The sequence below is a fragment of the Caulobacter sp. DMC95 genome, from assembly GCF_056313785.1.
The window spans coordinates 435,975-459,884 of the sequence record NZ_JBQUZP010000002.1 but is presented as its reverse complement, the minus strand read 5'-3'; the positions used below and the strand labels follow the sequence as shown (position 1 = coordinate 459,884).

Annotated in this window: 24 protein-coding genes and 1 tRNA gene; 13 read left to right on the top strand and 12 right to left on the bottom strand. The window is 65.1% G+C overall.

Going from position 1 to position 23,910, the window contains the following annotated elements:
• Positions 1–53: 53 nt before the first annotated feature.
• The 7 genes from trmD to ACT53N_RS06120 all read left to right on the top strand — a co-directional run bounded on the left by trmD (position 54) and on the right by ACT53N_RS06120 (position 6,789).
• Positions 54–788: a tRNA (guanosine(37)-N1)-methyltransferase TrmD gene (gene trmD, locus ACT53N_RS06150; RefSeq protein ID WP_476063062.1), complete on the top strand. Its 735-nt coding sequence runs from the start codon at positions 54–56 to the stop codon at positions 786–788.
• Between the two features lie 5 nt (positions 789–793).
• Complete coding sequence (gene rplS / locus ACT53N_RS06145) at positions 794–1,189, top strand: 50S ribosomal protein L19 (protein WP_476063061.1); 396 nt, start codon at positions 794–796, stop codon at positions 1,187–1,189.
• Positions 1,190–1,561: 372 nt separating this feature from the next.
• Positions 1,562–2,998 (top strand): 3-isopropylmalate dehydratase large subunit, encoded by a 1,437-nt coding sequence (leuC, locus tag ACT53N_RS06140; RefSeq protein ID WP_476063060.1) that lies wholly within the window; start codon positions 1,562–1,564, stop codon positions 2,996–2,998.
• On the top strand, positions 2,998–3,606 hold the full coding sequence (gene leuD / locus ACT53N_RS06135) for a 3-isopropylmalate dehydratase small subunit (protein ID WP_476063059.1): 609 nt from the start codon (positions 2,998–3,000) through the stop codon (positions 3,604–3,606). The genes leuC and leuD overlap by 1 nt, the downstream gene beginning before the upstream one ends.
• A gap of 129 nt (positions 3,607–3,735) precedes the next feature.
• Positions 3,736–4,038, top strand: a complete 303-nt coding sequence (locus tag ACT53N_RS06130) for a putative quinol monooxygenase (protein WP_476063058.1) — start codon at positions 3,736–3,738, stop codon at positions 4,036–4,038.
• 14 nt (positions 4,039–4,052) lie between these two features.
• The gene (leuB, locus tag ACT53N_RS06125; protein WP_476063057.1) at positions 4,053–5,105 is read left to right on the top strand and encodes a 3-isopropylmalate dehydrogenase; all 1,053 of its coding nucleotides are present in this window, start codon (positions 4,053–4,055) and stop codon (positions 5,103–5,105) included.
• Between the two features lie 64 nt (positions 5,106–5,169).
• Entirely contained in the window at positions 5,170–6,789 is a 1,620-nt protein-coding gene (locus ACT53N_RS06120; RefSeq protein WP_476063056.1) for a long-chain fatty acid--CoA ligase, read from the top strand.
• Here the strand turns inward: ACT53N_RS06120 and ACT53N_RS06115 are convergent, their stop codons facing one another.
• From ACT53N_RS06115 to ACT53N_RS06100, 4 genes are all read right to left on the bottom strand, one after another.
• Positions 6,790–7,266 carry a GNAT family N-acetyltransferase gene (locus ACT53N_RS06115; protein ID WP_476063055.1) on the bottom strand — a complete coding sequence of 159 codons (477 nt, stop codon included), beginning with the start codon at positions 7,264–7,266 and terminating at the stop codon, positions 6,790–6,792. It lies immediately after the preceding gene.
• Positions 7,267–7,268: 2 nt separating this feature from the next.
• Positions 7,269–7,664, bottom strand: a complete 396-nt coding sequence (locus tag ACT53N_RS06110) for a PaaI family thioesterase (protein WP_476063054.1) — start codon at positions 7,662–7,664, stop codon at positions 7,269–7,271.
• 66 nt (positions 7,665–7,730) lie between these two features.
• Positions 7,731–8,162, bottom strand: coding sequence for an acyl-CoA thioesterase (locus tag ACT53N_RS06105; protein WP_476063053.1), 432 nt, complete (start codon positions 8,160–8,162; stop codon positions 7,731–7,733).
• 15 nt (positions 8,163–8,177) lie between these two features.
• Complete coding sequence (locus ACT53N_RS06100) at positions 8,178–8,462, bottom strand: zinc-finger domain-containing protein (protein ID WP_476063052.1); 285 nt, start codon at positions 8,460–8,462, stop codon at positions 8,178–8,180.
• A 141-nt stretch (positions 8,463–8,603) separates the two neighbouring features.
• On the opposite strand from ACT53N_RS06100, the gene ACT53N_RS06095 reads away from it, so the two are divergent.
• The 4 genes from ACT53N_RS06095 (at position 8,604) to ACT53N_RS06080 (ending at position 12,200) form a co-directional block, all read left to right on the top strand.
• Entirely contained in the window at positions 8,604–9,566 is a 963-nt protein-coding gene (locus ACT53N_RS06095) for an ABC transporter ATP-binding protein (RefSeq protein WP_476063051.1), read from the top strand.
• A 95-nt stretch (positions 9,567–9,661) separates the two neighbouring features.
• Complete coding sequence (locus tag ACT53N_RS06090) at positions 9,662–10,726, top strand: purine nucleoside permease (protein ID WP_476063050.1); 1,065 nt, start codon at positions 9,662–9,664, stop codon at positions 10,724–10,726.
• The gene (locus ACT53N_RS06085) at positions 10,723–12,039 is read left to right on the top strand and encodes an NCS2 family permease (protein ID WP_476063049.1); all 1,317 of its coding nucleotides are present in this window, start codon (positions 10,723–10,725) and stop codon (positions 12,037–12,039) included. The genes ACT53N_RS06090 and ACT53N_RS06085 overlap by 4 nt, the downstream gene beginning before the upstream one ends.
• 84 nt (positions 12,040–12,123) lie before the next feature.
• Positions 12,124–12,200, top strand: a tRNA-Arg gene (locus ACT53N_RS06080).
• A gap of 110 nt (positions 12,201–12,310) precedes the next feature.
• Here the strand turns inward: ACT53N_RS06080 and ACT53N_RS06075 are convergent.
• Positions 12,311–12,907 carry a polysaccharide biosynthesis/export family protein gene (locus ACT53N_RS06075; protein ID WP_476063401.1) on the bottom strand — a complete coding sequence of 199 codons (597 nt, stop codon included), beginning with the start codon at positions 12,905–12,907 and terminating at the stop codon, positions 12,311–12,313.
• Positions 12,908–12,991: 84 nt separating this feature from the next.
• Positions 12,992–13,780, bottom strand: a complete 789-nt coding sequence (locus tag ACT53N_RS06070; protein ID WP_476063048.1) for a metallophosphoesterase family protein — start codon at positions 13,778–13,780, stop codon at positions 12,992–12,994.
• A 262-nt stretch (positions 13,781–14,042) separates the two neighbouring features.
• On the opposite strand from ACT53N_RS06070, the gene ACT53N_RS06065 reads away from it, so the two are divergent.
• Positions 14,043–14,867: a transglutaminase-like cysteine peptidase gene (locus ACT53N_RS06065; RefSeq protein WP_476063047.1), complete on the top strand. Its 825-nt coding sequence runs from the start codon at positions 14,043–14,045 to the stop codon at positions 14,865–14,867.
• Positions 14,868–15,117: 250 nt separating this feature from the next.
• On the opposite strand, the gene ACT53N_RS06060 is transcribed toward ACT53N_RS06065, so the two are convergent.
• The gene (locus tag ACT53N_RS06060) at positions 15,118–15,258 is read right to left on the bottom strand and encodes a hypothetical protein (RefSeq protein ID WP_476063046.1); all 141 of its coding nucleotides are present in this window, start codon (positions 15,256–15,258) and stop codon (positions 15,118–15,120) included.
• A 198-nt stretch (positions 15,259–15,456) separates the two neighbouring features.
• On the opposite strand from ACT53N_RS06060, the gene ACT53N_RS06055 reads away from it, so the two are divergent.
• On the top strand, positions 15,457–16,110 hold the full coding sequence (locus ACT53N_RS06055) for a sugar transferase (protein WP_476063045.1): 654 nt from the start codon (positions 15,457–15,459) through the stop codon (positions 16,108–16,110).
• Here the strand turns inward: ACT53N_RS06055 and ACT53N_RS06050 are convergent.
• The 5 genes from ACT53N_RS06050 to ACT53N_RS06030 all read right to left on the bottom strand — a co-directional run bounded on the left by ACT53N_RS06050 (position 16,104) and on the right by ACT53N_RS06030 (position 23,720).
• Positions 16,104–17,933: an O-antigen ligase family protein gene (locus ACT53N_RS06050; protein ID WP_476063044.1), complete on the bottom strand. Its 1,830-nt coding sequence runs from the start codon at positions 17,931–17,933 to the stop codon at positions 16,104–16,106. The two genes, ACT53N_RS06055 and ACT53N_RS06050, sit on opposite strands and share 7 nt — an antisense overlap.
• A 91-nt stretch (positions 17,934–18,024) precedes the next feature.
• Positions 18,025–20,244, bottom strand: coding sequence for a GumC family protein (locus ACT53N_RS06045; RefSeq protein ID WP_476063043.1), 2,220 nt, complete (start codon positions 20,242–20,244; stop codon positions 18,025–18,027).
• A 46-nt stretch (positions 20,245–20,290) separates the two neighbouring features.
• Positions 20,291–21,559 (bottom strand): outer membrane beta-barrel protein, encoded by a 1,269-nt coding sequence (locus ACT53N_RS06040; RefSeq protein ID WP_476063042.1) that lies wholly within the window; start codon positions 21,557–21,559, stop codon positions 20,291–20,293.
• Positions 21,560–21,626: 67 nt separating this feature from the next.
• A complete protein-coding gene (locus ACT53N_RS06035; protein ID WP_476063041.1) occupies positions 21,627–22,202 on the bottom strand; it encodes a hypothetical protein in 576 nt (191 codons plus the stop codon).
• A gap of 447 nt (positions 22,203–22,649) precedes the next feature.
• Positions 22,650–23,720, bottom strand: a complete 1,071-nt coding sequence (locus tag ACT53N_RS06030) for a methyl-accepting chemotaxis protein (protein WP_476063040.1) — start codon at positions 23,718–23,720, stop codon at positions 22,650–22,652.
• Positions 23,721–23,910 lie beyond the last annotated feature (190 nt).

Sequence of the window (23,910 nt, the reverse complement as noted above, 5' to 3'; positions counted from 1 at the left end):
TGCTCGCCCCGCCGGGCTTCGACTCTCGCGCGCTCACCGGCTAAACAGCGGCCATGCCGTTCACCGCCACCGTCCTGACCATGTTCCCCGAGGCCTTTCCCGGCCCGCTCGGCGTCTCGATGATCGGGACCGCCTGGAAGGAGCAGGACCTGTGGCGTTTGGAAACACTGGACATTCGCGCCTTTTCCAAGGATAAGCGCGGCTTCCTCGACGACACCCCTGCGGGTGGCGGCGCTGGAGCCGTGTTGAAAGCGGACGTTATCGCCTCTGCGCTGGACAGCCTGGAGGCCGATGGGCGGCCGCTTTTGTACATGAGCGCCCGGGGCAGGCCCCTGACCCAGGCGCGTGTGAGGGAGTGGTCCAACGCGCCCGGCATCGTGGTGCTGTGCGGCCGCTTCGAAGGGGTGGATCAGCGGGTGCTCGACGCCCGCGGGTTCGAGGAAGTCTCGGTCGGAGACGCGGTCCTTGCCGGTGGCGAGGCGGCGGCGATGGTCGTGATCGAGGCGTGCGTTCGACTTGCCCCGGGGGTTCTGGGGAACATCGAGAGCACGCTGGAAGAAAGCTTCGAGGACGGGCTCCTCGAACATCCGCAGTACACAAGACCGCGGACGTTCGAAGGGCTCGACATCCCCGAGGTGCTGCTATCGGGCGATCACAAGAAGATCGACCAATGGCGCAAGCGTATGCGTGAAGAAACGACCCGCGAGCGGCGCCCGGATCTCTGGGAAGCCCACCTCGCCAATCAACAGGCAAAAGGCGACCCGAAACCGGGTAAGCCCAAGGAGTAGTGATCATGGCGATCAACATCATCGCTCAGCTCGAGCAAGAAGAATCGGCCCGTCTGCTGGCCGCCCGCGCGATCCCGGACTTCCGTCCCGGTGACACCCTGCGCGTCAACGTGAAGATCAAGGAAGGCGAGCGCGAGCGCGTTCAGGCCTACGAAGGCGTCTGCATCGCCCGCGCCGGCACGGGCGTGCACGAGAGCTTCACCGTCCGTAAGATTTCGTTCGGCGAAGGCGTGGAGCGTCTGTTCCCGCTGCTGTCGCCGAGCATTGAAAGCATCGAAGTTAAGCGTCGCGGCGTCGTCCGTCGCGCCAAGCTGTACTACCTGCGCGACCGTCGCGGTAAGTCGGCCCGTATCGCCGAGCGCGCTGGCGGTCCGAAGGCTTCGTCTTCGTCGGAAGACTAATCGTCCGACATTCGGAAATGAACGAGGCCCCGGTGGAAACACCGGGGTCTTTTTCTTTGGCGGCGCCACACAGCTGAGCTTTCGTGCAACTGCACATAGATTGACAAGCCACCGTTTCGTGAGAAGCTGAGTTCACCCCCGGCGACCTTCGCCCGGGCTTCCAGACCGTCTCCTTTCTAGTGGACGGCCCTCTTCGGGCAGGCGCCATCGGCCCCCGAAGGCTGAAAACGATGCGAGGGCGCGCCGACAGGTCGAAAGACGGGCGCGCCCTTTGCGTTATGGGTGTAGCCGCCACGCCCCGCCACGCAAGAATTTGGCCCCAGGCCCGGCCAGCTCTGGATTTTGACGCACGATCCGCCCTATATCCCCGCCATGTCCGGCAAAACCCTTTACGACAAGATCTGGGACGCCCACGTCGTCAGCGAAGCAGGCGGCGAAGCGATCCTCTATATCGACCTGCACCTCATCCACGAGGTGACCACGCCGCAGGCCTTCGCAGGCCTTCGCGCGGCCGGCCGCAAGGTGCGCCGGCCCGATCGCACGCTCGCCGTGGCCGACCACAACATCCCGACCGAGGGCCAGTCCCTGGGCGTCGACGCTGTGGCCGACGAAGAAGCCCGCCTGCAGCTCAAGACACTGGCCCGCAACGTCGCCGACAACGGCATCGAATTCTTCCCGATGGGCGACATCCGCAACGGCATCGTCCACGTGGTCGGGCCCGAGCAGGGCCGCACCCAGCCGGGCATGACCATCGTCTGCGGCGACAGCCACACCTCGACCCACGGCGCCTTCGGGGCCCTCGCCCACGGCATCGGCACGTCCGAGGTCGAGCACGTCCTGGCCACCCAGACCCTGCGCCAGAAGAAGGCCAAGAACATGCTGGTCCGCGTCGACGGCCGGCTGCCGCCCGGCGTCACCGGCAAGGACGTGGCGCTGGCCGTGATCGGCGAGATCGGCACCGCCGGCGGCACCGGCTATGTCATCGAGTTCGCTGGCGAGGCCATTCGCAGCCTGTCGATGGAGGGCCGCATGACCCTCTGCAACCTGACCATCGAGGGCGGCGCCAAGGCCGGCCTGGTGGCGCCGGACGACAAGACCTTCGCCTATATCCAGGGCAAGCCGGCGGCGCCGAAGGGCGCGGCCTGGGACATGGCGCTGAGCCACTGGAAGACCTTCTTCACCGATGAGGACGCTGTCTTCGACCGCACGGTCGTGATTGATGGCTCGGCACTGGTTCCGATGGTCACCTGGGGCACCAGCCCGGAGGACGTCATCCCGGTCACTGGCGAGGTGCCCGACCCCGAAAGCTTCGCCACGCCCGACAAGCGCGCGGCCGCCCACCGGGCCCTGGACTATATGGGCCTGAAGGCCGGCCAGCCGATCTCGGAAGCCCGCATCGACCGCGTCTTCATCGGCTCGTGCACCAACAGCCGCATCGAAGACATGCGCGCCGCCGCCGCCGTGGTGCAGGAAGCCTTCCTGCACGGGCGTCTCGTAGCTCCTCATGTCAAGGCGATGGTCGTGCCGGGCTCGGGGCTGGTGAAAGAGCAAGCCGAGGAAGAGGGCCTGGACGCCATCTTCAAGGCCGCCGGCTTCGACTGGCGCGAGCCGGGCTGCTCGATGTGTCTGGCCATGAACCCCGACAAGCTTCAGCCGGGCGAGCGTTGCGCCTCGACCAGCAACCGCAACTTCGAAGGCCGCCAGGGCCGCGCCGGCCGCACCCACCTGGTCTCGCCCGCCATGGCGGCGGCGGCGGCGATTGCGGGGCGGCTCGTGGATGTTCGCACCTTCCTGGAGGAGACCGCCTGATGCGCGCCTTCACCCGCCTCGACGGCCGCGCGGCTCCGCTGGAGCTGGCCAATATCGACACCGACCAGATCATCCCCAAGCAGTTCCTCAAGACCGTCGAACGCGAGGGCCTGGCCAAGGGCCTGTTCTACGACTTCCGCTTCGACGCCCACGGGAACGAGATCAGCGACTTCGTGCTCAACAAGCCGGAGTACAAGAGCGCCAGCGTGCTGATCGCCGGCGATAATTTCGGCTGCGGCAGCTCGCGCGAGCACGCCCCGTGGGCGCTGATGGACTTCGGGATCATGTGCGTGATCTCGACCAGCTTCGCCGACATCTTCTTCAACAACTGCTTCAACAACGGCCTGCTGCCGGTGGTGGTCAGCCCTGAGGATCTCGCCCTGCTGATGGACGAGGCCAAGGGCGGCAACCACATGGTCAGCGTCGATCTGGAAGCCCAGACGGTCGTATCGCCCTCGGGCAAGACGATCGGCTTCGACATCGATCCGGTCCGCAAGGAGAAGATGCTCAAGGGTCTCGACGCCATCGGCGAGACCCTGCAGCACGGCGCAGACATCGACGTGTTCGAGAGCAAACGCGCCATCAGCCAGCCTTGGCTGGAGGCCTGAAACGCCCCCCTCCCCTTGATGGGGAGGGGTAGGGGTGGGGTGATACGGCAGCTCAGCCGCGCTCCACCCTGACAGGCTGTCACCCCATCCCCGGCCCTTCCCCACCAATGGGAAGGGGGAGACGTGCAGATGACCATCATCCTCGCCGGCACCATCCGCATCGCGCCCGAGCGCCTGGCAGACCTGCGGCCGCACCTGCGTGCTCAGGTCGAGAACAGCCGCGCCGAGCCAGGATGCCTGGACTACGCCCTGACCGAGGATCCGCTCGATCCGGGCCTGATCCGGGTCTATGAGCGCTTCGTCGACGAAGAAGCCCTGGCCTTCCATCGCGCCAGCCCGCACATGGCGGCTTGGCGCGCCGCCTGGCCGGACCTGGGGATCGGCGAGCGCCGCATGTCCTCGTTCGACGTCTCCGCCTATCGCGAAATCTGATCCAAGAGAGCCTCATGTCCACTCTTCTCCTCCTGCCCGGCGACGGCATCGGCCCGGAAGTCTGTGCGGAGGTGCGCCGCGTGGCGGCCGCCCTCACCCCGGACCTGAAGGTCGAGGAAGCCCTCTACGGCGGCGCCAGCTATGACGTCCACGGCGCGCCGCTGACCGACGACGTCCGCGACCAGGCCCTCGCCAGCGACGCGGTGCTGATGGGCGCGGTCGGTGGGCCCAAGTGGGCTGACGCCCCTCGCCACCTGCGCCCCGAAGCGGGCCTTCTGAACCTGCGCAAGGCGATGGACGTATTCGCCAACCTGCGCCCGGCCTACTGCTTCGAAGCCCTGGCCGGCGCCTCCAGCCTGAAACCGGAGCTGGTCTCGGGTCTGGACATCATGTTCGTCCGCGAGCTGGTCGGCGGCGTCTATTTCGGCCAGCCCCGCGGCATCGAGGACCTGGCCGACGGCCAGAAGAAGGGCTTCGACACCCAGGTCTACACGACCAGCGAGATCGAGCGCGTCGGACGCGTGGCGTTCGAGCTGGCGCGCGGCCGCACCAACAAGGTCCACTCGGCCGAGAAGTCGAACGTCATGGAGTCCGGCCTGCTCTGGAAGCAGGTGATCACCGAGCTTCACGCGCGCGAATATCCGGACGTCCAGCTCGAGCACATCCTGGCCGACAACTGCGCCATGCAGTTGGTCCGCGCGCCCAAGCAGTTCGACGTGATCGTCACCGACAACCTGTTCGGCGACATCCTGTCGGACGCCGCCGCGATGCTGACGGGCTCGCTGGGCATGCTGCCCTCGGCCGCCCTGGGCGCGGCGGGCAAGCCGGGCCTCTATGAACCGATCCATGGCTCGGCCCCGGATATCGCCGGCAAGGGCCTGGCCAACCCGCTGGCCGCCATTCTGTCGTTCGAGATGGCCCTGCGCTGGTCGCTGAAGCAAACCGAGGCCGCCGACGCTCTGCTGGCGGCGGTGAAAGCCGCGCTCGACAACGGCGCCCGCACCCGTGACCTCGGCGGCTCGCTGACCACGAAGGAAATGGGCGACGCGGTGCTGGCGGCGCTTTAGGCCCTTTTCCAACAAGCGTTTCACCCTCTAGGCTCCTCCCAACGACAAGAGTTGGGAGGCGCCCATGATCCCGGGCCTGATGCAGACGACGCCGCTGATGATCAGCGGCATCCTCACCTATGCCGCCCAGGCCCACGGCGCGCGTGAGATCGTCTCGCGGCTGATCGATGAACCGCTGCATCGCTATGACTATGCCGGTCTGGCGCGCCGTTCGGCCCAGGCGGCTCACGCGCTTCGTCGTCTAGGGATCAAGGCCGGCGACCGCGTCACCTCCCTGGCCTGGAACACCCATCGGCACCTGGAACTGTTCTACGCGGCGCCCGGGATCGGCGCGGTGCTGCACACGGCCAATCCGCGGCTGTTCGACGAGCAGATCGTCTACACGATAAATCACGCTGAAAGCGCGGTGCTGTTCTTCGAGCGCAACTTCCAGGCCCTGGTCGAGCGGATCGCGCCGCAACTGACCACGGTGAAGACCTTCGTCATGCTGTCGGACGCCGAGCGGACCATGCCCGGCGCGGTCGGGGCGATCAGCTACGAGACCCTGATCGCCGGCGAACCCGACACCATCGACTGGCCCAGTTTCGACGAGAACGCCGGCGCCTTCCTCTGCTACACCTCGGGCACGACGGGCGATCCCAAAGGGGTGCTCTACTCGCACCGGGCCGTGGTGCTACACGCCATGGCGGGAGGCCTGAACAGCGCCTTCGGCTTCACGCCGTTCGACGTGGTGATGCCCTGCTCCAGCCTCTATCACGCCACCGCCTGGGGCTTGCCGTTCAGCGCGCCGATCTGCGGCGCCAAGCTCGTCCTACCCGCCGATAAGATGGACGGCGCCAGCCTGCACCAGCTGATCGACGGCGAGGGCGTCACCTTCACCGGCGGCGTGCCGACCATCTGGACCATGTACCTGGACTGGCTGGACAAGAACGATCGCCGGCCCAACAGCCTGAAGAAGGTGGTCATCGGCGGCAGCGCCGTGCCCCGCGCCATGGCCGAGACCTTCAAGCGCCGCTACGACGTCCAGACCCTGCAGATCTGGGGCATGACCGAGACCTGTCCGATCGGCGTTGTCGCCACCCCCACGCCCGCCCTCGCTGCGCTGGGCGAGGAAGCCATGGACGAGGCGATCTGGACCCGCCAGGGTCGGCTGCAATTCGGCATTGAGCTGAAGGTCGAGACCGAGGACGGTCAGGTCGCGCCCTGGGACGGCGAGACCTCCGGCGCGCTGCTGGTGCGCGGCCCCTGGGTGGTGAAGCGCTACTTCCGGAAAGACGCCGACGCCGCGCGAGACGATGGCTTTTTCGACACCGGCGACATCGCCACCCTGGACGCCAACGGCTTCATGCGGATCACCGACCGCCAGAAGGACGTCATCAAATCGGGCGGCGAGTGGATCAGCTCGATCGATCTGGAGAACGTCGCCGTCGGCTGCCCTGGCGTGAAGATCGCCGCCGTGATCGGGGTGCCGCATCCCAAGTGGGAGGAACGCCCGCTGCTGGTGATCGAGCCGCATGAGGGCGCGGCCGTGACCAAGGCCGCCCTGCTCGACTACCTGGCGCCCCGGATCGTCAAATGGTGGACGCCCGACGACGTGGTCTTCGCCGCTGTGCCGCTGACCGCGACCGGCAAGATCGACAAGAAGGTGCTGCGTCAGGCGTGGAAGGATCACCTGATCGGCTGATCAAAGCTTCAGCCGCCAGCTCTCCGAAATGAGCCCTTCGGCGAAGCCGTCATAGTCCCAGCGCTCCTCGAGCACGAAGCCAAAGCGCGCGTACAGGCGACGCGCGGGAAGCAGGATGCTCTGGGTCCAGAGCACCATCTCGGCGTAGCCGGCCTCGCGGGCCCGGGCGATGCAAGCCGCAATCAAGGCCTCACCAACGCCCAGGCCGCGCGCCGAGGGCTCGACCAGCAGCAGGCGCAGACGGCCGACCGTCTCGGTCTCCTTGGCCAGCATGATCGAACCGACCGGCCGGCCCTCGTGCTCGGCGATCCAGCACGCCTCGCGGGCGGGGTCATGGGTCTTCACATAGTCGGCGACAACACCGGCCACCACGCCCTCGAACCGGTGGTCCCAGCCCTGTTCGGCGGCGTAGAGTTCGCCGTGGCGCTGAATGATCCAGCCCAGGTCCCCCGGTCGCGTCTCCCGCAAGGCGACCACGGCTAGTCCACCGTTATCTGGGTCTGGGTGACTACGGCGACGAGACGGCCACCCTCGCCTTCGATCCGCGTCGTCCAGATGCTGGAACGCTTGCCGACGTGCAGCGGGGTCGCGACCGCCGTGACCGTCGTCCCGACAGGGGCCGAGCCGATGAAGTTGGTCTTGCTCTCCAGCGTGGTCGTCCGCCTGCCCTCGGGCGTCGACAGGAAGGCCCCGATCGCCCCGAGCGTGTCCGCCAGCGCCATCGCGGCTCCGCCGTGAAGAATCCCGCCAGCCGTACAGAGGTCGGGTCTCACCACGAGCCACCCCTCGACGCGATCAGGAGCGGCGAGCGTGACCGTCACTCCCATAAGGGCGGCGAACGGCAGGAGGTCCAGGTCGAAGAGGGGCGTGCTCATCGGCGCATCAGACGCCCGTCTCACCGCGTCATGCAAGCCGGTTCAGGGGAGGCTGCGGCGCGAACGCTAAGGCAGCGGTCGCGACTTCCGATTTTCGTCGATGGCGACGAAGGTGAACACGCCTTCGGTCACTTTGTGCGCCTGCTCACTGTCGCGCGGCCGGCGCCAGGCCTCGACCTGCACCTTCAGCGAGGTCCGCCCAGTATGGACCACGCGCGCGAAAAGACTGACCTCGTCGCCGACGAACACCGGGCTGATGAAGGTCATGCCGTCGATGGCGATGGTGGCGCAGCGGCCCGCAGCGCGGTGGAAAGCGATCGAGGCGGCGGCCAGATCCATCTGCGAGAGCAGCCAGCCCCCGAAGATGTCGCCTTCGGGATTGGTGTCCGACGGCATGGCGATGGCGCGCAGGACGGGCGCCTCGTGCGGCCACTCGGCCTTTTCCCAGGCCTTGGCCAGGGTTTCGGCTCGCTGGGCTTCCGGGAAGCGATCCGTCATCGAGCTTTAGACGGCCTAGTGGCCGCCGGCGCCCTCATAGACGCCTGGGGCCAGCAGCTCATGCTCATCACCCTCGCCAGTGACGGCGACGAAGCGGCGGTCGCAGTAGGAGCAGTCGACGAAGCCTGCAGCGCCCATCTCGAGCCACACGCGCGGATGGCCGAGCGCCCCGCCGACGCCGTCGCAGGCGATGCGGTGCGAGCGAACCATGATCGTCTCCGGCGCAGGACCGGGGATTGCGGCCGGATCCATAGCCGTCGGAACGGTGGCGTTAGCGGGCGTGATCTTGGCCTTGGCCATGTGGGCTATCCCTGAATTCGGAACGCGGCCTTGGCGCGGCGGCGAACGAGGCATACCTATGCGACGCCGAAAGGCGCCGTCAATCGACGCGCGCCTCTTACGACGTTTCCCGGCCGACCGCCGCCCCGTTTTGGACGCTCCATGGACCTCCCCGCCTACGCCATCGAAGCTGAAGGCCTTTACAAGACCTATGCCGGCACCAAGACCTCTCCGGAAAAGCGGGCCCTGAACGGCATTGACCTGAAGATCCCCCGTGGCTCGATCTTCGGCCTGCTGGGCCCGAACGGCGCGGGGAAGTCGACCTTCATCAACATCCTGGCCGGCCTCGTCCGCAAAAGCTCGGGCACGGTGCGGATCTGGGGTCGCGACATCGATCAGCGCCCGCGCGACGCCCGCGCAGCCATCGGCGTGGTGCCGCAGGAGCTGGCCGCCGACGTATTCTTCACCCCGCGCGAGTCGCTAGAGGTGCAGGCGGGCTTCTACGGCGTGCCCAAGAGCGAGCGGCGCACCGACGAACTGCTGAACGCCCTGGGTCTGGGCGACAAGGCCAACGCCTATGTCCGCCAGCTGTCGGGCGGCATGAAGCGACGCCTGATGGTGGCCAAGGCCATGGTCCACCAGCCGCCGGTCCTGATCCTCGACGAACCGACCGCCGGGGTCGATGTCGAGCTGCGCCGCCAGCTCTGGCAGTACGTCACCGGCCTCAATGAACTGGGCGTGACCATCGTGCTCACCACCCACTATCTGGAAGAGGCCCAGGAGCTCTGCGACGAGATCGCCATCGTCAATCGGGGCGAGGTCGTGGCCTGTGAGCCGACCGCCAAGTTGCTGAGCCGGATGGACAGCCGCAACGTCGTGGTCACGCCAGAAAGCCCTGTGACCACGGCCCCGGCGCTGCAGGGCTTTGAGACCAAGCTGCGCACGGGCGGCGCCTTCTCGGTGAGCTACCGAACCGGCCAGTCCAGCGTCGAGCAGGTGCTGGCCGCCGTCCGCGCCAGTGGCGTCCACATCAAGGACATCGCCACCGAGGACCCTGACCTGGAAGACGTCTTCGTCGCCCTGACCTACGGCGATCCCAACGCCGCCGATCCGACCAAGGACTGATCACCGGCCTCGCCGCCGCCCCATCGCGATGAAGCGCGCTTGCCAGCCTTGGCGGCGCGCGTCAGCTTCCCCCGTTGGGCGCGAGGGGCTTGAGCATGAAGCGGCTTTTGGGACTGGTCCTGGGCTTGTGGTTGGGGCTCGGCGCCATCGCGCACGCCCAGCTCGCCAAGCCGATCCCGGTCAAGGTGGTGGTCCTGACCACTTTCGAGATCGGCGCGGTCACCGGCGACCGCCCCGGCGAGTTCCAGCCGTGGGTCGAAGGACTCCCGCTCACCGAGACCATCGTTGTTCCCGGGCTGCGCCATCCGGCTCGCTACTCACCGAAGGACGGCGTGCTGGGGATCATGACCGACATGCGCGCCCGGGCGCGCGAAAGCGTAGCGGCCCTGCTGCTCGACAAGCGTTTCGACTTCTCCAAGACCTATTGGCTGGTGGCCGGCATCGCCGGCGTCGACCCCAAGGCCGCCTCGATCGGCAGCGCCGCCTGGGCCCGCTATGTCGTCGACGCCGATCCGATCTACGAGGTCGATGACCGCGAAATCCCCACCGACTGGCCCTACGGCCTCTACGCCCTGGAGACCGAGCGACCGAACATGAAGGGCTCGGCCGAGGGGTCCTCAGGCATGGTCTGGGCGCTGAATTGGCGCCTGGTCGATTGGGCCTACAGCCTGACATCGAAGGTGGAGATCCCCGACCATCCTGGGTTGGCCGCCCTACGCGCCCCTTACGCCGGAGAGCCCAACGCCCAACGCCCGCCCTTCGTGCTCAAGGGCGAAGCGCTAGGCGCGACCCGCTTCTGGCACGGCGCGAGGCGCACCCAGTGGGCTCAGGACTGGGTCAAGCTGTGGACCGACGGCGCCGGAACGTTCGTGATGACCGACTGCGAAGACCAGGGAATCCTCGACGTCCTGGATCTCTACGCCAAGGCGGGCAGGGTCGACTTCCAGCGCGTGATGGTGCTGCGCACCGCCAGCAACTATTCCCGCCCGCCGCTGGACGCGCCAGCTTTTCCGCGCGCCTTCCACGATGAAGGCGCGGTTTCAGCGTTCGACTCGGCCTATCGTGTTGGCTCGGTGGTGGTGCGCGAACTGACGGCGCACTGGGATCGCTACGAAGCCAACACACCGGACATGACCGCCATCGGGGGGACGGCGAAATGATCGAGAAGACCTTCAAACTCTCGGAACAAGGAACCTCGGTGCGCACCGAGGTGCTGGCCGGTTTCACCACCTTCCTGACCATGGCCTATATCGTGATCGTCAATCCGGCGATCCTCGGCCAAGCCGGCATGCCGATCGCGGCCGTCGCCGCCGCTACGTGCTTGGCCGCGGGCCTTGGCAGCATCCTGATGGGCGTGATCGCCAACTACCCGATCGCCCTGGCGCCCGGCATGGGCCTCAACGCCTATTTCACCTTCACGGTCGTCAAGGGCATGGGCCTGCCGTGGGAGACGGCGCTGGGCTGCGTGTTCCTGTCGGGAGTGGCGTTCCTGGTCCTGACAGTCGCCGGCGTCCGCCAGCTGATCGTCGGCGCCATTCCCCGCCCGCTGTTCTCGGCCGTCGCGGCCGGGGTGGGCCTGTTCATCGCCTTCATCGGCCTCAAGGAGGCCGGCATCATTGTCGCCGATCCCGCCACCACCGTGGCCCTGGGCGACCTGACCAAGCCGACCGCCGCCCTGGCGATCCTGGGCCTGCTCGTCATGGGCGCGCTGATGGCCTGGAGGGTCAAGGGCGCCATCCTGATCGGCATCCTCGTCGCCGCTTGCGCCGCCTGGGCGCTGGGCCTAGCCAAGATCGTCCCCGGCGAATATGGCCTGGCGGCCTTGACCGCGACGGCGTTCAAGCTCGACGTTCCTGCCGCCCTGCACCTCAATGGCGCTCTGGGCATGGCGCTGGCCGAGGTGATCTTCGTCTTTCTGTTTGTCGACCTGTTCGACAATGTCGGCACTCTGGTGGCGGTGACGAAGAAGGCCGGACTCGTCCAGCCTGACGGCACGATCCCGCGCCTAAACCGCATCCTGACCGCAGACTCGATCGCCACCATCGGCGGCTCGCTGGCCGGCACCTCCACCGTGGTCAGCTATATCGAAAGCGCCTCGGGCGTCGCCGAGGGCGGCCGCACCGGCCTCACCGCCGTGGTGGTGGGCGTGCTGTTCCTGCTGACCCTGTTCTTCGCGCCCTGGGTCCAGGCCATTCCCGCCGCCGCCACGGCCCCTGCCCTGATCGTCGTCGGTTCGATGATGGTCGGCGCCCTGGCTGACGTCGACTGGGACGATCCGGGCGTCGCCATCCCGGCCTTCCTGACCGTGATCACAATCCCGCTGACCTTCTCGATAGCCAACGGCCTGGCGTTCGGCATCACCGCCTATGCGGGCCTGACCCTGCTGCGCGGCAAGGCCAAGGCCAAGGACTGGTTGCTGTTTGTCCTAGCCGGCCTGTTCGTCCTGCGGTTCATCTATATGGGAAAGGCGTAAGCGTCATCGCGAGACCGTTTGCGCCGGCCTCGCCTTTCGGCTAAGACCCGCTTCCCGATCCCTTGGTCACCAAGGGGGTCGCAAGCACCCGTAGCTCAGCTGGATAGAGCGTTGCCCTCCGAAGGCAAAGGTCACACGTTCGAATCGTGTCGGGTGCGCCAGTTTTTTCCGAAGATTATGGATTAGGCGGCTTGGACGCCTTGCGGTTCGCAGCGCAAGGAAAAGGCCCGACGTCTCCGTCGGGCCTCTGCGTCCTGGACAGGTGCTACAATCAGAAGAAGCGTTCACCGATGCGGATCGTGTCGCCGGGCGACACCAACGTCGAAGGCTTCAGCTCGCCCTTGTTCTCCGACGTCTCGCCGTTGCGCTTAATGTAGACGCTCTTCTTGTCGGCGCGGTAGGTGAAGCCGCCTGCGGTCGCCACGGCGTTCAGCACCGTCAAGCCGGAAGTGTAGGGGTAGGTGCCCGGCTTTTCGACCTCGCCAAGAATGTAGAACGGACGGAAGGTCAGCACCTCGGCGCTAACGCGCGGATCCTTGAGGTAGCCGTCCTTCAGCTGGTCCTGAACCGCGGTCTGGAACTGACCGACCGTCATGCCGCCGACCTTGATCTCGCCGATCAAGGGCAAGGACATCAGTCCGCTTCCAGACACGAAGAACTCGCCGGACAGCGATTCCTCGCCGTAGACAGTGACCCGAACCTTGTCGCCCGGACCCAGAAGATAGTCGACCGCCTGCGCCACGCCAGCCGCAGGAGCCGGCTCGGGGGCGGCCTGGGCATGGGCGACCGCGCCCGACGTCGAAACCATCATGAAAACCACGGCCGCCAACATGGCGAGCGCGCGAGAGAGTTGCGGAAAACCATTCATGGAAAAGCGTCTCATCTCGGACTTGTCAAACCTGGACGTTGCAATGCCACATCGCACGTGACCGCGCGATGAACAAGGCGAACTCTAAGCCCCGCGCGCCTTACTAAATTGAATGATCTTGGGTTCACCCCCATCAAGTCTCACGGCGGTCAACACGCCTGTGGCATAGGCGCCCGTATCGACATTGATGCGTTGGCGACCGAGGTAGACCGCCTCGACCGGCGTATGGCCGTGCACCACCGTCGCCTGAAGGCCGTGCGCGTTGTCCAGAAAGTCGTTACGGATCCACAGGAGATCCGCGGCGACCTGGCGTTCCAGCGGTAGTCCGGGGCGCACGCCCGCATGCACAAAGACATAGTCGCCATAGACGGCCATCAGCTCTAACCGCCGCAGGAACTGCTCATGGGTAGCGGGGAAAGCCGCGCGAAACGCAACCCGCGTCTGCTCCCAGACCTCGGGCTCGGCCCGCCCAACCGGACGCTGGACCCCGTAAGACGCCATGGTCTCGCCGCCGCCATATTCCACCCACGATGGTCCCGCCTGGGAGTCGTCAAGAAAGTGCAGCAGGGTTTCTTCGTGGTTTCCCATCAGGGTGCGTAACTCGAAACGCCCCTCCGCAGCCTGAGCGCTCAATGCGATGAGGCGGTCGATCACGCCGGCGGACTGCGCGCCTCGATCGACATAGTCCCCTAGCATGATCAGCACTGGGGGATCTTGGCGTCCAAGGGTGCGAAAGTCCTCGGTCATCGCCGCAATCAAGCCGTCCAGCAGATCCAAGCGGCCATGTACGTCCCCAACAGCGTAAAGCACACGCCCCCCGGTTGAAACCGGGCGTCGCTGTTTCGGCTTGGGTCGGAACAGGGTCTTGAACATCGAACTCGCCACGTACGCCGCAGGGCGTCGCCTGGATTGAAGCCGTGATTTTGCCCTACGGCGCCACGGCGTTCAACCAAAAGCCGTGACGTTAACCCTCAATTCATCACAATCATTCTCGCCCAATTTACCAAGTAAATTCGAGCTTTGTTTTCGTAAACATCGAATTCATCACAGTTAAACACGCCGATTATACCATCTAAATTCAGCGCGTTTTCGGACATGTCGCAAATATTGACCTCACGAACACAGCGAGGTCGGCATGTTCAAAGCGCGAAACATTCTAATTGGGCTCGTTGGCGTCGCCGCTCTCATGGCCGGCGCTCAGGCGCAGGCCGGTGCGATGCCGTTCATGCCGCGCGGCCAAGGCGTGATGGCGCCCGCAGGCTTCTCCGACCTCTGCCGCCGCGATGCCGAAACATGCGGACTGCCTGCGGCTCAACTGGCGTTTCTGGGCGCTCAGAGCCAGCTGAACAGGGCCGCAACCTCTTCGGTCGGCCTCGTCTCCCCTCGCGATTTCGCAGCGTCGACGGTCTTGGATCAGGTGGACGACGCCGCGACCCAGCTCATTTCGGTCGAGACGGTCGAGGCGTTCAAGATCGCCGCTGTCGAGGATTTCGTGGCTGCAGGCGTAAGCCGCAATGCCGTGACCGAGGAGGAGGTCGAGTCCGCTGCGGTCGCGACCTGGTACGAGCGGAACGAACGCGACCAGATGAAGCTGCTGAACAAGATCAACCAGCAGGTCAATCGTGACGTTCGCAAGGCCAACGATAGCGACCTCTACGGTCAAGAAGAATACTGGGCGTTGCCGCGACTGGTCGACGGCAAGCTCTATGGCGACTGCGAAGACTTCGCCCTGGAGAAGCGTCGCCAGCTGCTCGCCGCAGGCGTCCCCGAATCCGCCCTGTCGTTGGCGGTGGCTGTGACGGCCCGGGGTGAAGGCCACGCCGTCCTCATGGTGTCGTTGAAGAGCGGCGATTGGGTGCTTGATAACCTCACGCCATGGGCCACCCCCTGGGGCGACCTGAACTATCAATGGGTCGAACGCCAAGTCCCCGGCACAGGCCTGTGGACGAGCATCGCCTAGCACCGCCGCAGTCGCAAACCGAGCGCTGCGTTCCCGTTGATACATACGGGCCGTCCCGGAGCATTTTACACGCCTTCGATCCCGACGGTCTTTGCCAGAACAAATCTAGCGCTGAACTAGACTTTAACGACATGAATCCCCGAGGCGCCAGTTCGGGGCCGCATGGTCATCGGCCCTTGAATGCAGAACACCCGCCCCGGACTACGCCGGGGCGGGTGTTCTAGGATAGTTGGACGCAGGTTTGCGGGAATCAGACGAGCTTGGCGACGGTCACAACCAGCACCGCCCACAGACCCGCCGACAGCACCGCCGCCATAGTCAGACCCAGTAGGGGCGCAAGACGTGGCTTGTCTTGTTCAGCTTGGGCAAAAGACATTTCGACGTCGATCATCAAACAGCACTCCTGCTGATTTCTGATGTAACGTCCACACCGCTAAGGGCGCATGAAAGAATACAGTCTACGCGGGGTTAACTCTATTTCGGGCGCCGACGCTTTTTGCCGGGGACGCTGCGCGGCGATTGCGCTAGCTTAGACGCGTAGAATTGGAAAACAGTCTGCAACGTGGTGAGGAACTCAGAGGATTATCTGGTGAACGGGGGGCCTTGTACGCAGCTCTTGGCGCCGGACTCACCAGGACCGCTTCCTCGGGTTGCGGTCGACTTGCGCAAGCGCGCCTTGGACGTGGCGGCGGCGGCGCTCTTGCTTGTACTGTTCGCTCCGCTCCTTTTGCTGGCGGCGCTGATCATCAAGCTGGAGACGCCAGGCCCCGCTCTGTTCCGCCAGACCCGAGGCGGTCTTGGTGGCGCGCCGTTCCAGATCCTGAAATTGCGGACCATGCATTGTCGGGAAGACGGCCCTGACCTTGCTCAAGCCAAGCGGGGCGACGATAGGGTCACACGCATCGGGCGCCTGCTCCGTGCGACGAGCGTCGATGAACTTCCGCAGCTGATCAATGTTTTGCGGGGCGACATGTCCTTGGTGGGGCCGCGCCCGCACGCGAAGGCGCACGACGACTATTATGGCGCCCGAATTCCCGGATATCATGCGCGCTTTCAGGCGCGTCCGGGTCTGACAGGTCTGGCCCAGGTCAAGGGCCTCCGCGGGGGTACGGAAACCCTTGAGATCATGCGCCAGCGAATCGATGCGGATGTCGACTACATACGGACATGGTCGCTCAGGCAGGATCTGAAGATCGTGTTGGCGACGATCCCCAGCCTCCTGTTGAGCCACAACGCCTACTGACCCGCAGCTTTGGCCGCGCGCTGGGCGACCACGAGGAAGGCCAAGCCCAGCCGACCACTCGGATCGTTGATGCTGTTGGCAAGCGCCACCAGACGCGCGTCGCCGCCCGGTCGCTTGTACTCGATGGTGGCCTGGTAGATCACCTGCTTGCGGAGATCCGGCGTCAGCAATCCCCAGTGCTCATAGGCGATGCGCGCACGCGCTGTGAACAGGCTGGTTTGAAGCGGGGCGACGGCATAGGAGTGCGCCAATGCTGCGTTAGCGGCCCTGATGTCACCACGCTTGAAAGCGATCGCGGCGTTGCGTAGCCAAGCCGCGCCGGACCCAGGGCGCATCGCTAATTCACGGCGGCTGAGCGCGTCGAGGCGGTCCAGAGTCGCCGGCTCGCTGCGATCCGCCGCGAGACCCCTTTCGATGCCTAGCGCCAGGGAGTCCGCCGGCGCAGTCGGCATGAATGAAAGATCGCCGCCAAAGCGACCGGCGACCATTGGAATAGCGACAAGGCTCGTAGCAACTAACGATACGCCGGCGAAGACGCTGACAGCCTTCAAGGCGGGGACGCGCACGGCCTTGGCTGCTGCCTGACCGCCCAAGGGGGCCAGAGCGCCTAAACCTAGGGCGAAGAGAGCCTGCAGGGCTGGCGTCTGCACAGCAAAGTCTGAAAGTCCGTGCAGGAGCACAAGAACCGCTCCCGCGATCGCGGCGCGCGCTGAGGCGCCCGCCGTTCCAGGTTTGCCGGCGCCTCGCCCCACAACGGCCAAGATATACACGGCGAGGGCGCCCATGCAGATGGCGCCAATGACGCCTGCCTCTTCAAGCCACTGCAGATAAAGATTGTGCGTGGCGCGCACGTCGAACAGGACCCGCAGGGTCTCGCTCGTCATGATCATCTGGTTGACGATCGGGAACGACCCTAAGCCGTAGCCAAACCACGGCGCGGCCTGGAAAGCTTGCCAATGGGCCGCGAAGATCGCCTGCCGCACCGCCACATCTGTATCCAGGTTCTCCAGACGCGCCGCCGTAAGCTCCGCGCTCCGCATGGCTATGCCGATCGCGACCAGCAGCGCCGCGCCCCCGCCGACGATCGCCACGACGCGAGCCTTCTTGCCTTGGGCGATGACCTGAGACGTCAGCAGGATGGCCAGCGCGACGACCGTCGAAAAGATGCCCCCCCGGGAGGCGGTCAGCGCCAGAGCCACCGAGAACAGCGCCGCGAGTCCAAGGCTGATCGCGGCGTCGACGGGAAGCTTGTCGAACTTAAGGCTTCCGCCCGCCTTTTGAAGGAATTGGGTGACGTACATTATTGAAAAGACCGCGCAGACCCCCATCAAGGTGCCTGCGGTGTTCGGGCTGAGGAGCGTGGCCGTCAATCGGCCAGTCGCTCGCACGCTGACCTGTTGGATAATGGCCAGCCCCGCGTACGCCCCGAGCGCCAGCAACAGGGCCCAAAAAAGCGCGCGCCGCCGCGTTTCGGAATCTCCGACGATCTGAGCCGCCAGAAATAGGCAGGCCAAACCGCAGAAACGCAAAATACTCAAAAGCAGGGCGGATCGATCGACTGTGAGGGAGCCGCCGTCGTGAGCAACATACTGCCAGACAGGATGCGCCCCGCCCGGGCCAAAAGGGGTCAGACCCCAAGCGACTACGAGCATAAGAAGCCCGAACAGCAGCCAAAGTCTCGATGACACGCCCCGGGCCAAGGCCTTTCGAGCCCAGGCGCAGCTCCCCAAAAGCGACGCTAGAAGCAGGGCCTGGGCTGCGGCGAAGGCTTGAGCCACAGAATGTTCGGTAGCCCCGAAGGCGACGATTTCCAGCAAAACCAAGGCAACGAGGGCGCCGATGGCGACGCCCTCAGAGGTCTTGAGCTTGCGGGTTCTGGCGCCCGCCACAGGCGAAGAGCCGCCGCCCCCGGCCTTAGTCCGCATAGTACTTTCGATAATTCGCGTAATAGTAGTACGAGTCGCCGTAGCCGTAACGCGACTGCGCCTTGAGATCCATCTGAGTCAGGGCGACGCCGGCGATGAAGGCCCGCGTGCCTTGAAGCAGCGCGAGCGCCGACTGGACAGCCTTGACCGGCGTCTTCTTCCATCGGACCAACATCACCACAGCGTCTGTGTGCGGCGCCAGGATGCGTGTGTCTGCAATAGCCAGAAGCGGCGCGGTGTCGAGGAGGACAATTTCGTAGCGACCGCGCAACTCAGCCAGAAGGCGGTGCATGGCCGCAGAGCCCAGAACGTCCCGCGGCGTATAGGCTGACTTCGCCAGCGGCAGGATATGCGCGCCGCTCTCGTCATTGATCAGGGCTTGGTCCAATGTGGCCACGCCGTTCAGGACCTCCAGAAGCCCGACCGATGCGGGCTCCTTCAGGAACTGGCTGATCGCGCTCTGGCGCAGGTCGCAGTCGACGACGATCACCTTGGCGCCGGAGGTGGCCAGGGTCCGCGCCAGTGAGAAGGTGGTCGTGGTTTTGCCTTCGCCCGGAAGCGACGACGTCACCGCAATCACCTGCACCGTCTCACCGACCTTGGAGAACAAGATCGAGGCCCGGAGCTTACGGAGGCTCTCAGCAAAACTGGAGAGCGGCTTGGCCAGAAGATAGTCCGGCGGCGTGAGCCCCTTCAGGATCTTGGCGTCGTCGACCGTGGTGCTCAGGCTTGGCACAGCGCCAAGATAGGGCAGGCCCAACCGCCGCTCGACTTCATCCTCTGTGAAGAGACCCGCCATGAGGATCTCGGCCAGTACAACAGCCGCCACGCCCGCGCCCAAAGCCAGGACCAACCCCAATGCGAGGTTCAAGGTCGGTTTGGGATAACTGGGGCTGGTCGGGATCTTGGCCGGCGAAACCACGCGGGCGTCAGCCTGCTCAATCCCTTCCTGGGTCGTCGTCTGCTTGAACCGCGACAGTAGCGTTTCATACAGGGTCTTCACTGACTGGGCCTTCCGCTCCAGTTCAGCCAGACCGATGGTCGCACGGTTGTTTCCGGCCAGCGTGCCTCTGGATGCGGCCACGCTCGAGGCCACCGACCCCGTGCGCTGACGGGCGACCTGAGCCTGGGCTTCGAGGTTCGAGATGATGCGCCGAATTTCCGCTTGGATCTGGCCATCAATATCGGCCAGCTCACGCCGCGCCTTCAACAGTTCCGGATGGCGATCGCCATAGCGGCCACTAAGGTCGGCGACCTGCGCGCTCTTCTCAGAGCGCTGTTTGCGCAGCTGTTGAACCACGGGCGAGTTCAAGGATTCGCCCACGTCTTCACCCGTGCTGCCTCGGGCCAGTTGCTGGCGCGCGATATTGAGGCGGGCGTCGGTCTCGGCCTGTGCGGCTCGGCTGAGCGCCAGCTGCTGATTGAGGCTCGAGATTTCCTGCTCGGTCAGGGTTGCGCCCTCGGCGCTAAGCAGATTGTTGGCGATCTTGTATTGCTGAACCGCAGCCTCAGCCGCTTGAACCTGGTCGCGAAGTTCACCCACACGCGTGTCGAGCCATTCGTTGGCTTTCTGCGTAGCGTCGAATTTCGCTTCGAGCTGCTCGGTCAGGTACAGGTTTGCAAAGGCGTTAGCCAATTCCGAGGCGCGCTTAGGATCCTCGTGCGTGTACTCGATCGAGATCAGGTAGGTCAGGCCGGCGCGACGTACCTTGAGACCACCAAGAACGCTGTCAACGATCCGTTCGCTGCGACGTTGGAGCTCGATCGAGTCCACCTTTTCGAGCGGCGCGGCGGCCTTGCGCACCGATGAGAGCCAGGCGCCTGCGCCCTTGGCGTTAGGAAGGTAAGGATTGAAGTAGGGGTCTTGTTCGAGCTTCAGCTCCTTGACGACGCGCGCGGCGAGCGAGCGCGATTTGAGGACCTCGACCTCAGTGTCCACGACCGACGAGTCCGCAGGCAGACCAGACAGCACGGCGCTCATGTCCGTGACCTGCTCCTTGCGCACGTCGAGCATGACTTGCGCGACCGCCGTATATTTGGGGGTCTGCTGCAGGGTGAAAAGCACCACCGCCGCAAACACCACCACCGCCACGGCCGCGAACAGCCTGAAGCGCCGCCTGAACGTCGCGATCGCAATGTTCAGATCAAAAGACAACGCTCCGGTGTCATTCACCGGAGCGTTCGAAGTTTCAAACCTGGAGCCGTCCATAACTACTCTCAGTAAGCGGCAAACCTTGCCGTTTCGTGGACGTGGATCAGAACTGCAGGGCGACCGAAGCCACCAGCTTGTTGTCCTTGAACGAAGCGCCCTTGGCGGCGCCCGACGAGTCTTGCTTGAGGTAGTTATAGGTCAGGAACAGGCCCACGCGACGGTTCACGAGGTAGGTGGCCGTGGCCGAGAAGTTGTTACGCTTGTCGTCGCGGTCGACGCCCTTGTAGGCGTCCTTGCCGTAGCTATAGTTCGCCGACAGCAGCACATTGCGCATCAGTTCGTGGTCGATCGAAGCGCCGACCGCGTTGGCCACGTAGCCGCCCGAGCCGGCCGCCGTCGATTCCTGGATCGACCGCGAGGCGTTGACACCGACCGTGGTCAGTTGCGTCGGGAACCACTCGACATTGGCGTTGGCGTTGAAGCCGCTGATGTCCTTGAACACCGCACGATCGTACGACTGCTTCATGTAGCCGAGCTGGATGTCACCGCGCATAGCCTCGGAAAGGTCGAAGTTGGCGCCGACGCCGACCACATAGCCGTCCGAAGACCGGTCCTGAGTGGCGACGTTGGTGTCGTAGTCCTTCTTGTTGCCGGTCGCGGTGGCGTAGACGGCGGTATCGGGGCTGACCGCATATTCGGCCTTGGCGCCGTAGGTCATCTCGTTCCGGTCACGGAAGTCCTGATCGACCACACCGGTGCCGCCAATGTTCGCGACGTCCTTGTAGTTGAAGTCCCGATTATCCAGACGGCCCGTGACGCGCAGACGGTTGAACTCTTTCACGAGCGCCACAGAGCCAGCAGTCAGATCATACTTCACCGGAGCGCCAGCGGCGAGCGGCGAGGTCGGGGCCGTACGCGGCTCAACCAGGCGCTGGGTTTGGATGGAGCCCGTCAGGTTCGAGCCACGCTCGATGTCGACGCGGCCGTTGGCCGATACGGTGAACTCTTCCGCGTCCTCGTTGCCGTTGTCGGCGTAGCGGATAACATTGCCGCCGGCGAAGAAGCCGAGCGCGTGCCGCGACCAGTCCGAACGCACAGCCAGTTCGGGCTTCACGCGCCAAATCTCGTCGCTCGTCTTGCCCGCAGCAACAGCGTAGATGTTGTCGTTGTGCTCAAGGTCGACGGTCACGCGCGGATAGACCGTGAAGCCGCCAGCCTTCTGGCCCGTGGCTTCAAAGTCCGGACGCGGGCGCTGACGCACGCTGACATTCTTGTCGCGGCTAAAGCTGGATCCCAGATCCTGCGCCTGCAGAATCTGCGGCGCGCTGAACGCGATACAGGCCGCGATGGCCGAGCACGTTAGAATTCGCATTATGGTATCCCCACCAGAAGGAAAGCCGCCAGCGCGCGTCGTGACGTGCTGGTCGGCCTCAAAATAACTAACCGCAGTAAGGCCCGGAAGCGCCTGCGCACGGATCAAACGGCGCAGTGACAGTCACAGTCACCGGCGCGCTGCCGCCCGGCGTCGCCGCGCTCTGCAGGCTGATCAGGACCGACGGCGCGCCGCCGTTCGTCGACGCAGTCTGAGTCACCGAAACAGTTTGCCCCGGCGCTAGGCTCGCTTGCACGGCCGGAGCCTGGGCGACCGTGGCGGCCATCGTCGGAGCAGCCGCAGCGGCTACCTGGATCGCAACGCCAGCGGTGATTGCGCCACTCTGAACGGCGGAGATCAAAGCGGTGGCGATTTGCCGGGGCGACGCGCCGCTCGTGGACAGCGCCATCGCGACCGCCGCCTGCACCGCCGCCAATTGCTGAGCGGGCGTGAGGTTGGCAAACCCTTCCTTTTGAGCAGCTTCGGACGCCGCCTCAGCGATCAGGGTCTGCAGCGCCTCAGGGGTCACCGCGTTCTCTTGAAGGGCGGCGCCCTGGCCCGACGCAACGGCGTGGCCGGCGCTCAGCGGCGCAATTGCAATAGCCAGGCTGATCGCCACGGCGCGGAAACGGTTAGAAGCCATGACTGCTCCCTCCAATTGAACGGCGTCCATTTAGGACAAATTTAACAAATGCTCTACTCTGGATACGCTACGATCGTCGGTTCACAACGATGGCGTTTCCCAAAGAACACACTCGCGGTTCAATTCCCCACCCGGAAAAAGAACTTTGGGCCTCCATCTAGTCGAATGACCAGACCAACTCGCCGCGCTGGTTGTGTCCAGCGACTGAAACAGCGAGGCGACGATGCGCTATAGAAACATGGTGACGCTGGCAAGACAACAAATGTCATGCTGAATCGAGTTTCGGCGCCAGAGTTCTGAACGAATTCGCTTTCGGCGCGAGAAAGTAGTTCAAAAATTCCGCAAGCACGCCTCCAGACCCGTCTATTGCGGCGTCGAATGGAGGGATAGTCGACGGCGAGCGCACCCCAGCGTCGGCCTGCGGGCCGTTCAGGGCGCAGTTAACGGTCAGGCGGCAGCCTCTCTTCGCCCTTCGACCGCTTTCGCCTGCGCAAGACAGCCGTACCAGCCCAGACCCTGATAGGTCTCATAGCCTGGCGTTCGCGCGTACCCCACCGTGACGTCGCCATCAGCATAGCTCCCCATTGGCCCGGCGGACGTATCCAGCGGGAACGTCTCCGTCAGCACGCCTTGGCCGTCCGACGCAGCGAGCACGCGGCCGCGGCCGTCCAACAGCATGACGCGCGAGCGCTCGCGCTCCTCCGGCGTAAGGCGGACGCCATCGACCACCGCTTGGGCTTGCGGGCGCCAATCGAAGTGCACGCCCAGCACGCCCAACGGGCGCCCACGCGCCTCACCGCCAGCCCGGATCGCCGTGGCGTAGGTGGCGACGGGCGCGTCACCCAAGGCGGCGCTGCGCTCGATATCGCACGCTACGAAGTCGTCGCCCGTCGCTGTGCGGAGACCGTCGCGGAACCATTGGGCGTCGGCGACCGAACGGCCAACGACGTTCGGATAACGGCCAGGACGGCCGTTGGCGACCACCCGCCCCTGCGCGTCGCAAATCCAGAGGTCGAGATAGACGGTATAGGCGTCGAGAATGACGCCCAGGCGCTCACTGGCGTAACGTCTCGCCGCCGAGTCCTCGTCTTGCGCCAAACAGGCCACGACGGCTGAATCCGTCGCCCACCAGCGCACGTCGCAAGTGCGTTCATAGAGATTGCGATCGACGATCTCGATAGCGTTCAGAGCCAGATCCGCCAAGCGTTGCCCCCGCATGTGCCCCAGGATCGCGCCGCCGATCGCCGAGAGTTCGTCAAGATCGGCGCGAACCTGGCTCTCCAGGGCGGCCGCCACCGCGTCGATCTCGGTGGAGATCTTCTTGAACTCCTCAGCGACGATGGCGAAACCCTTGCCCGCCTCGCCGGCCCGGGCGGCGACGATCAGAGCGTTGATCGCCAGCATCTTCGCCGCCCGATTGACCCGGGCGATCTCGCCGATCTTGGCCCCCGCGACGCTGGACAACCGCTCCGACAGATCCAAGATCCGTTCCGGACGAAGACTGGCGTCCTGTTCCATACTCTACGCGCCCCGAAGCAAACTTTCGGCCGAATCGACCTGAAAGCCGCAAGATGACGCCCCCGTCACGACGCGGCGATGCGCTTGACTAGGACAACCAAGCCGAAACGGGCGTTTCTGGAAACCAAAACGCCGGGCCGCCCGTCGATTGGGCGCCCGGCGCTTAGAGAACAAACACTTGCGACAAAGC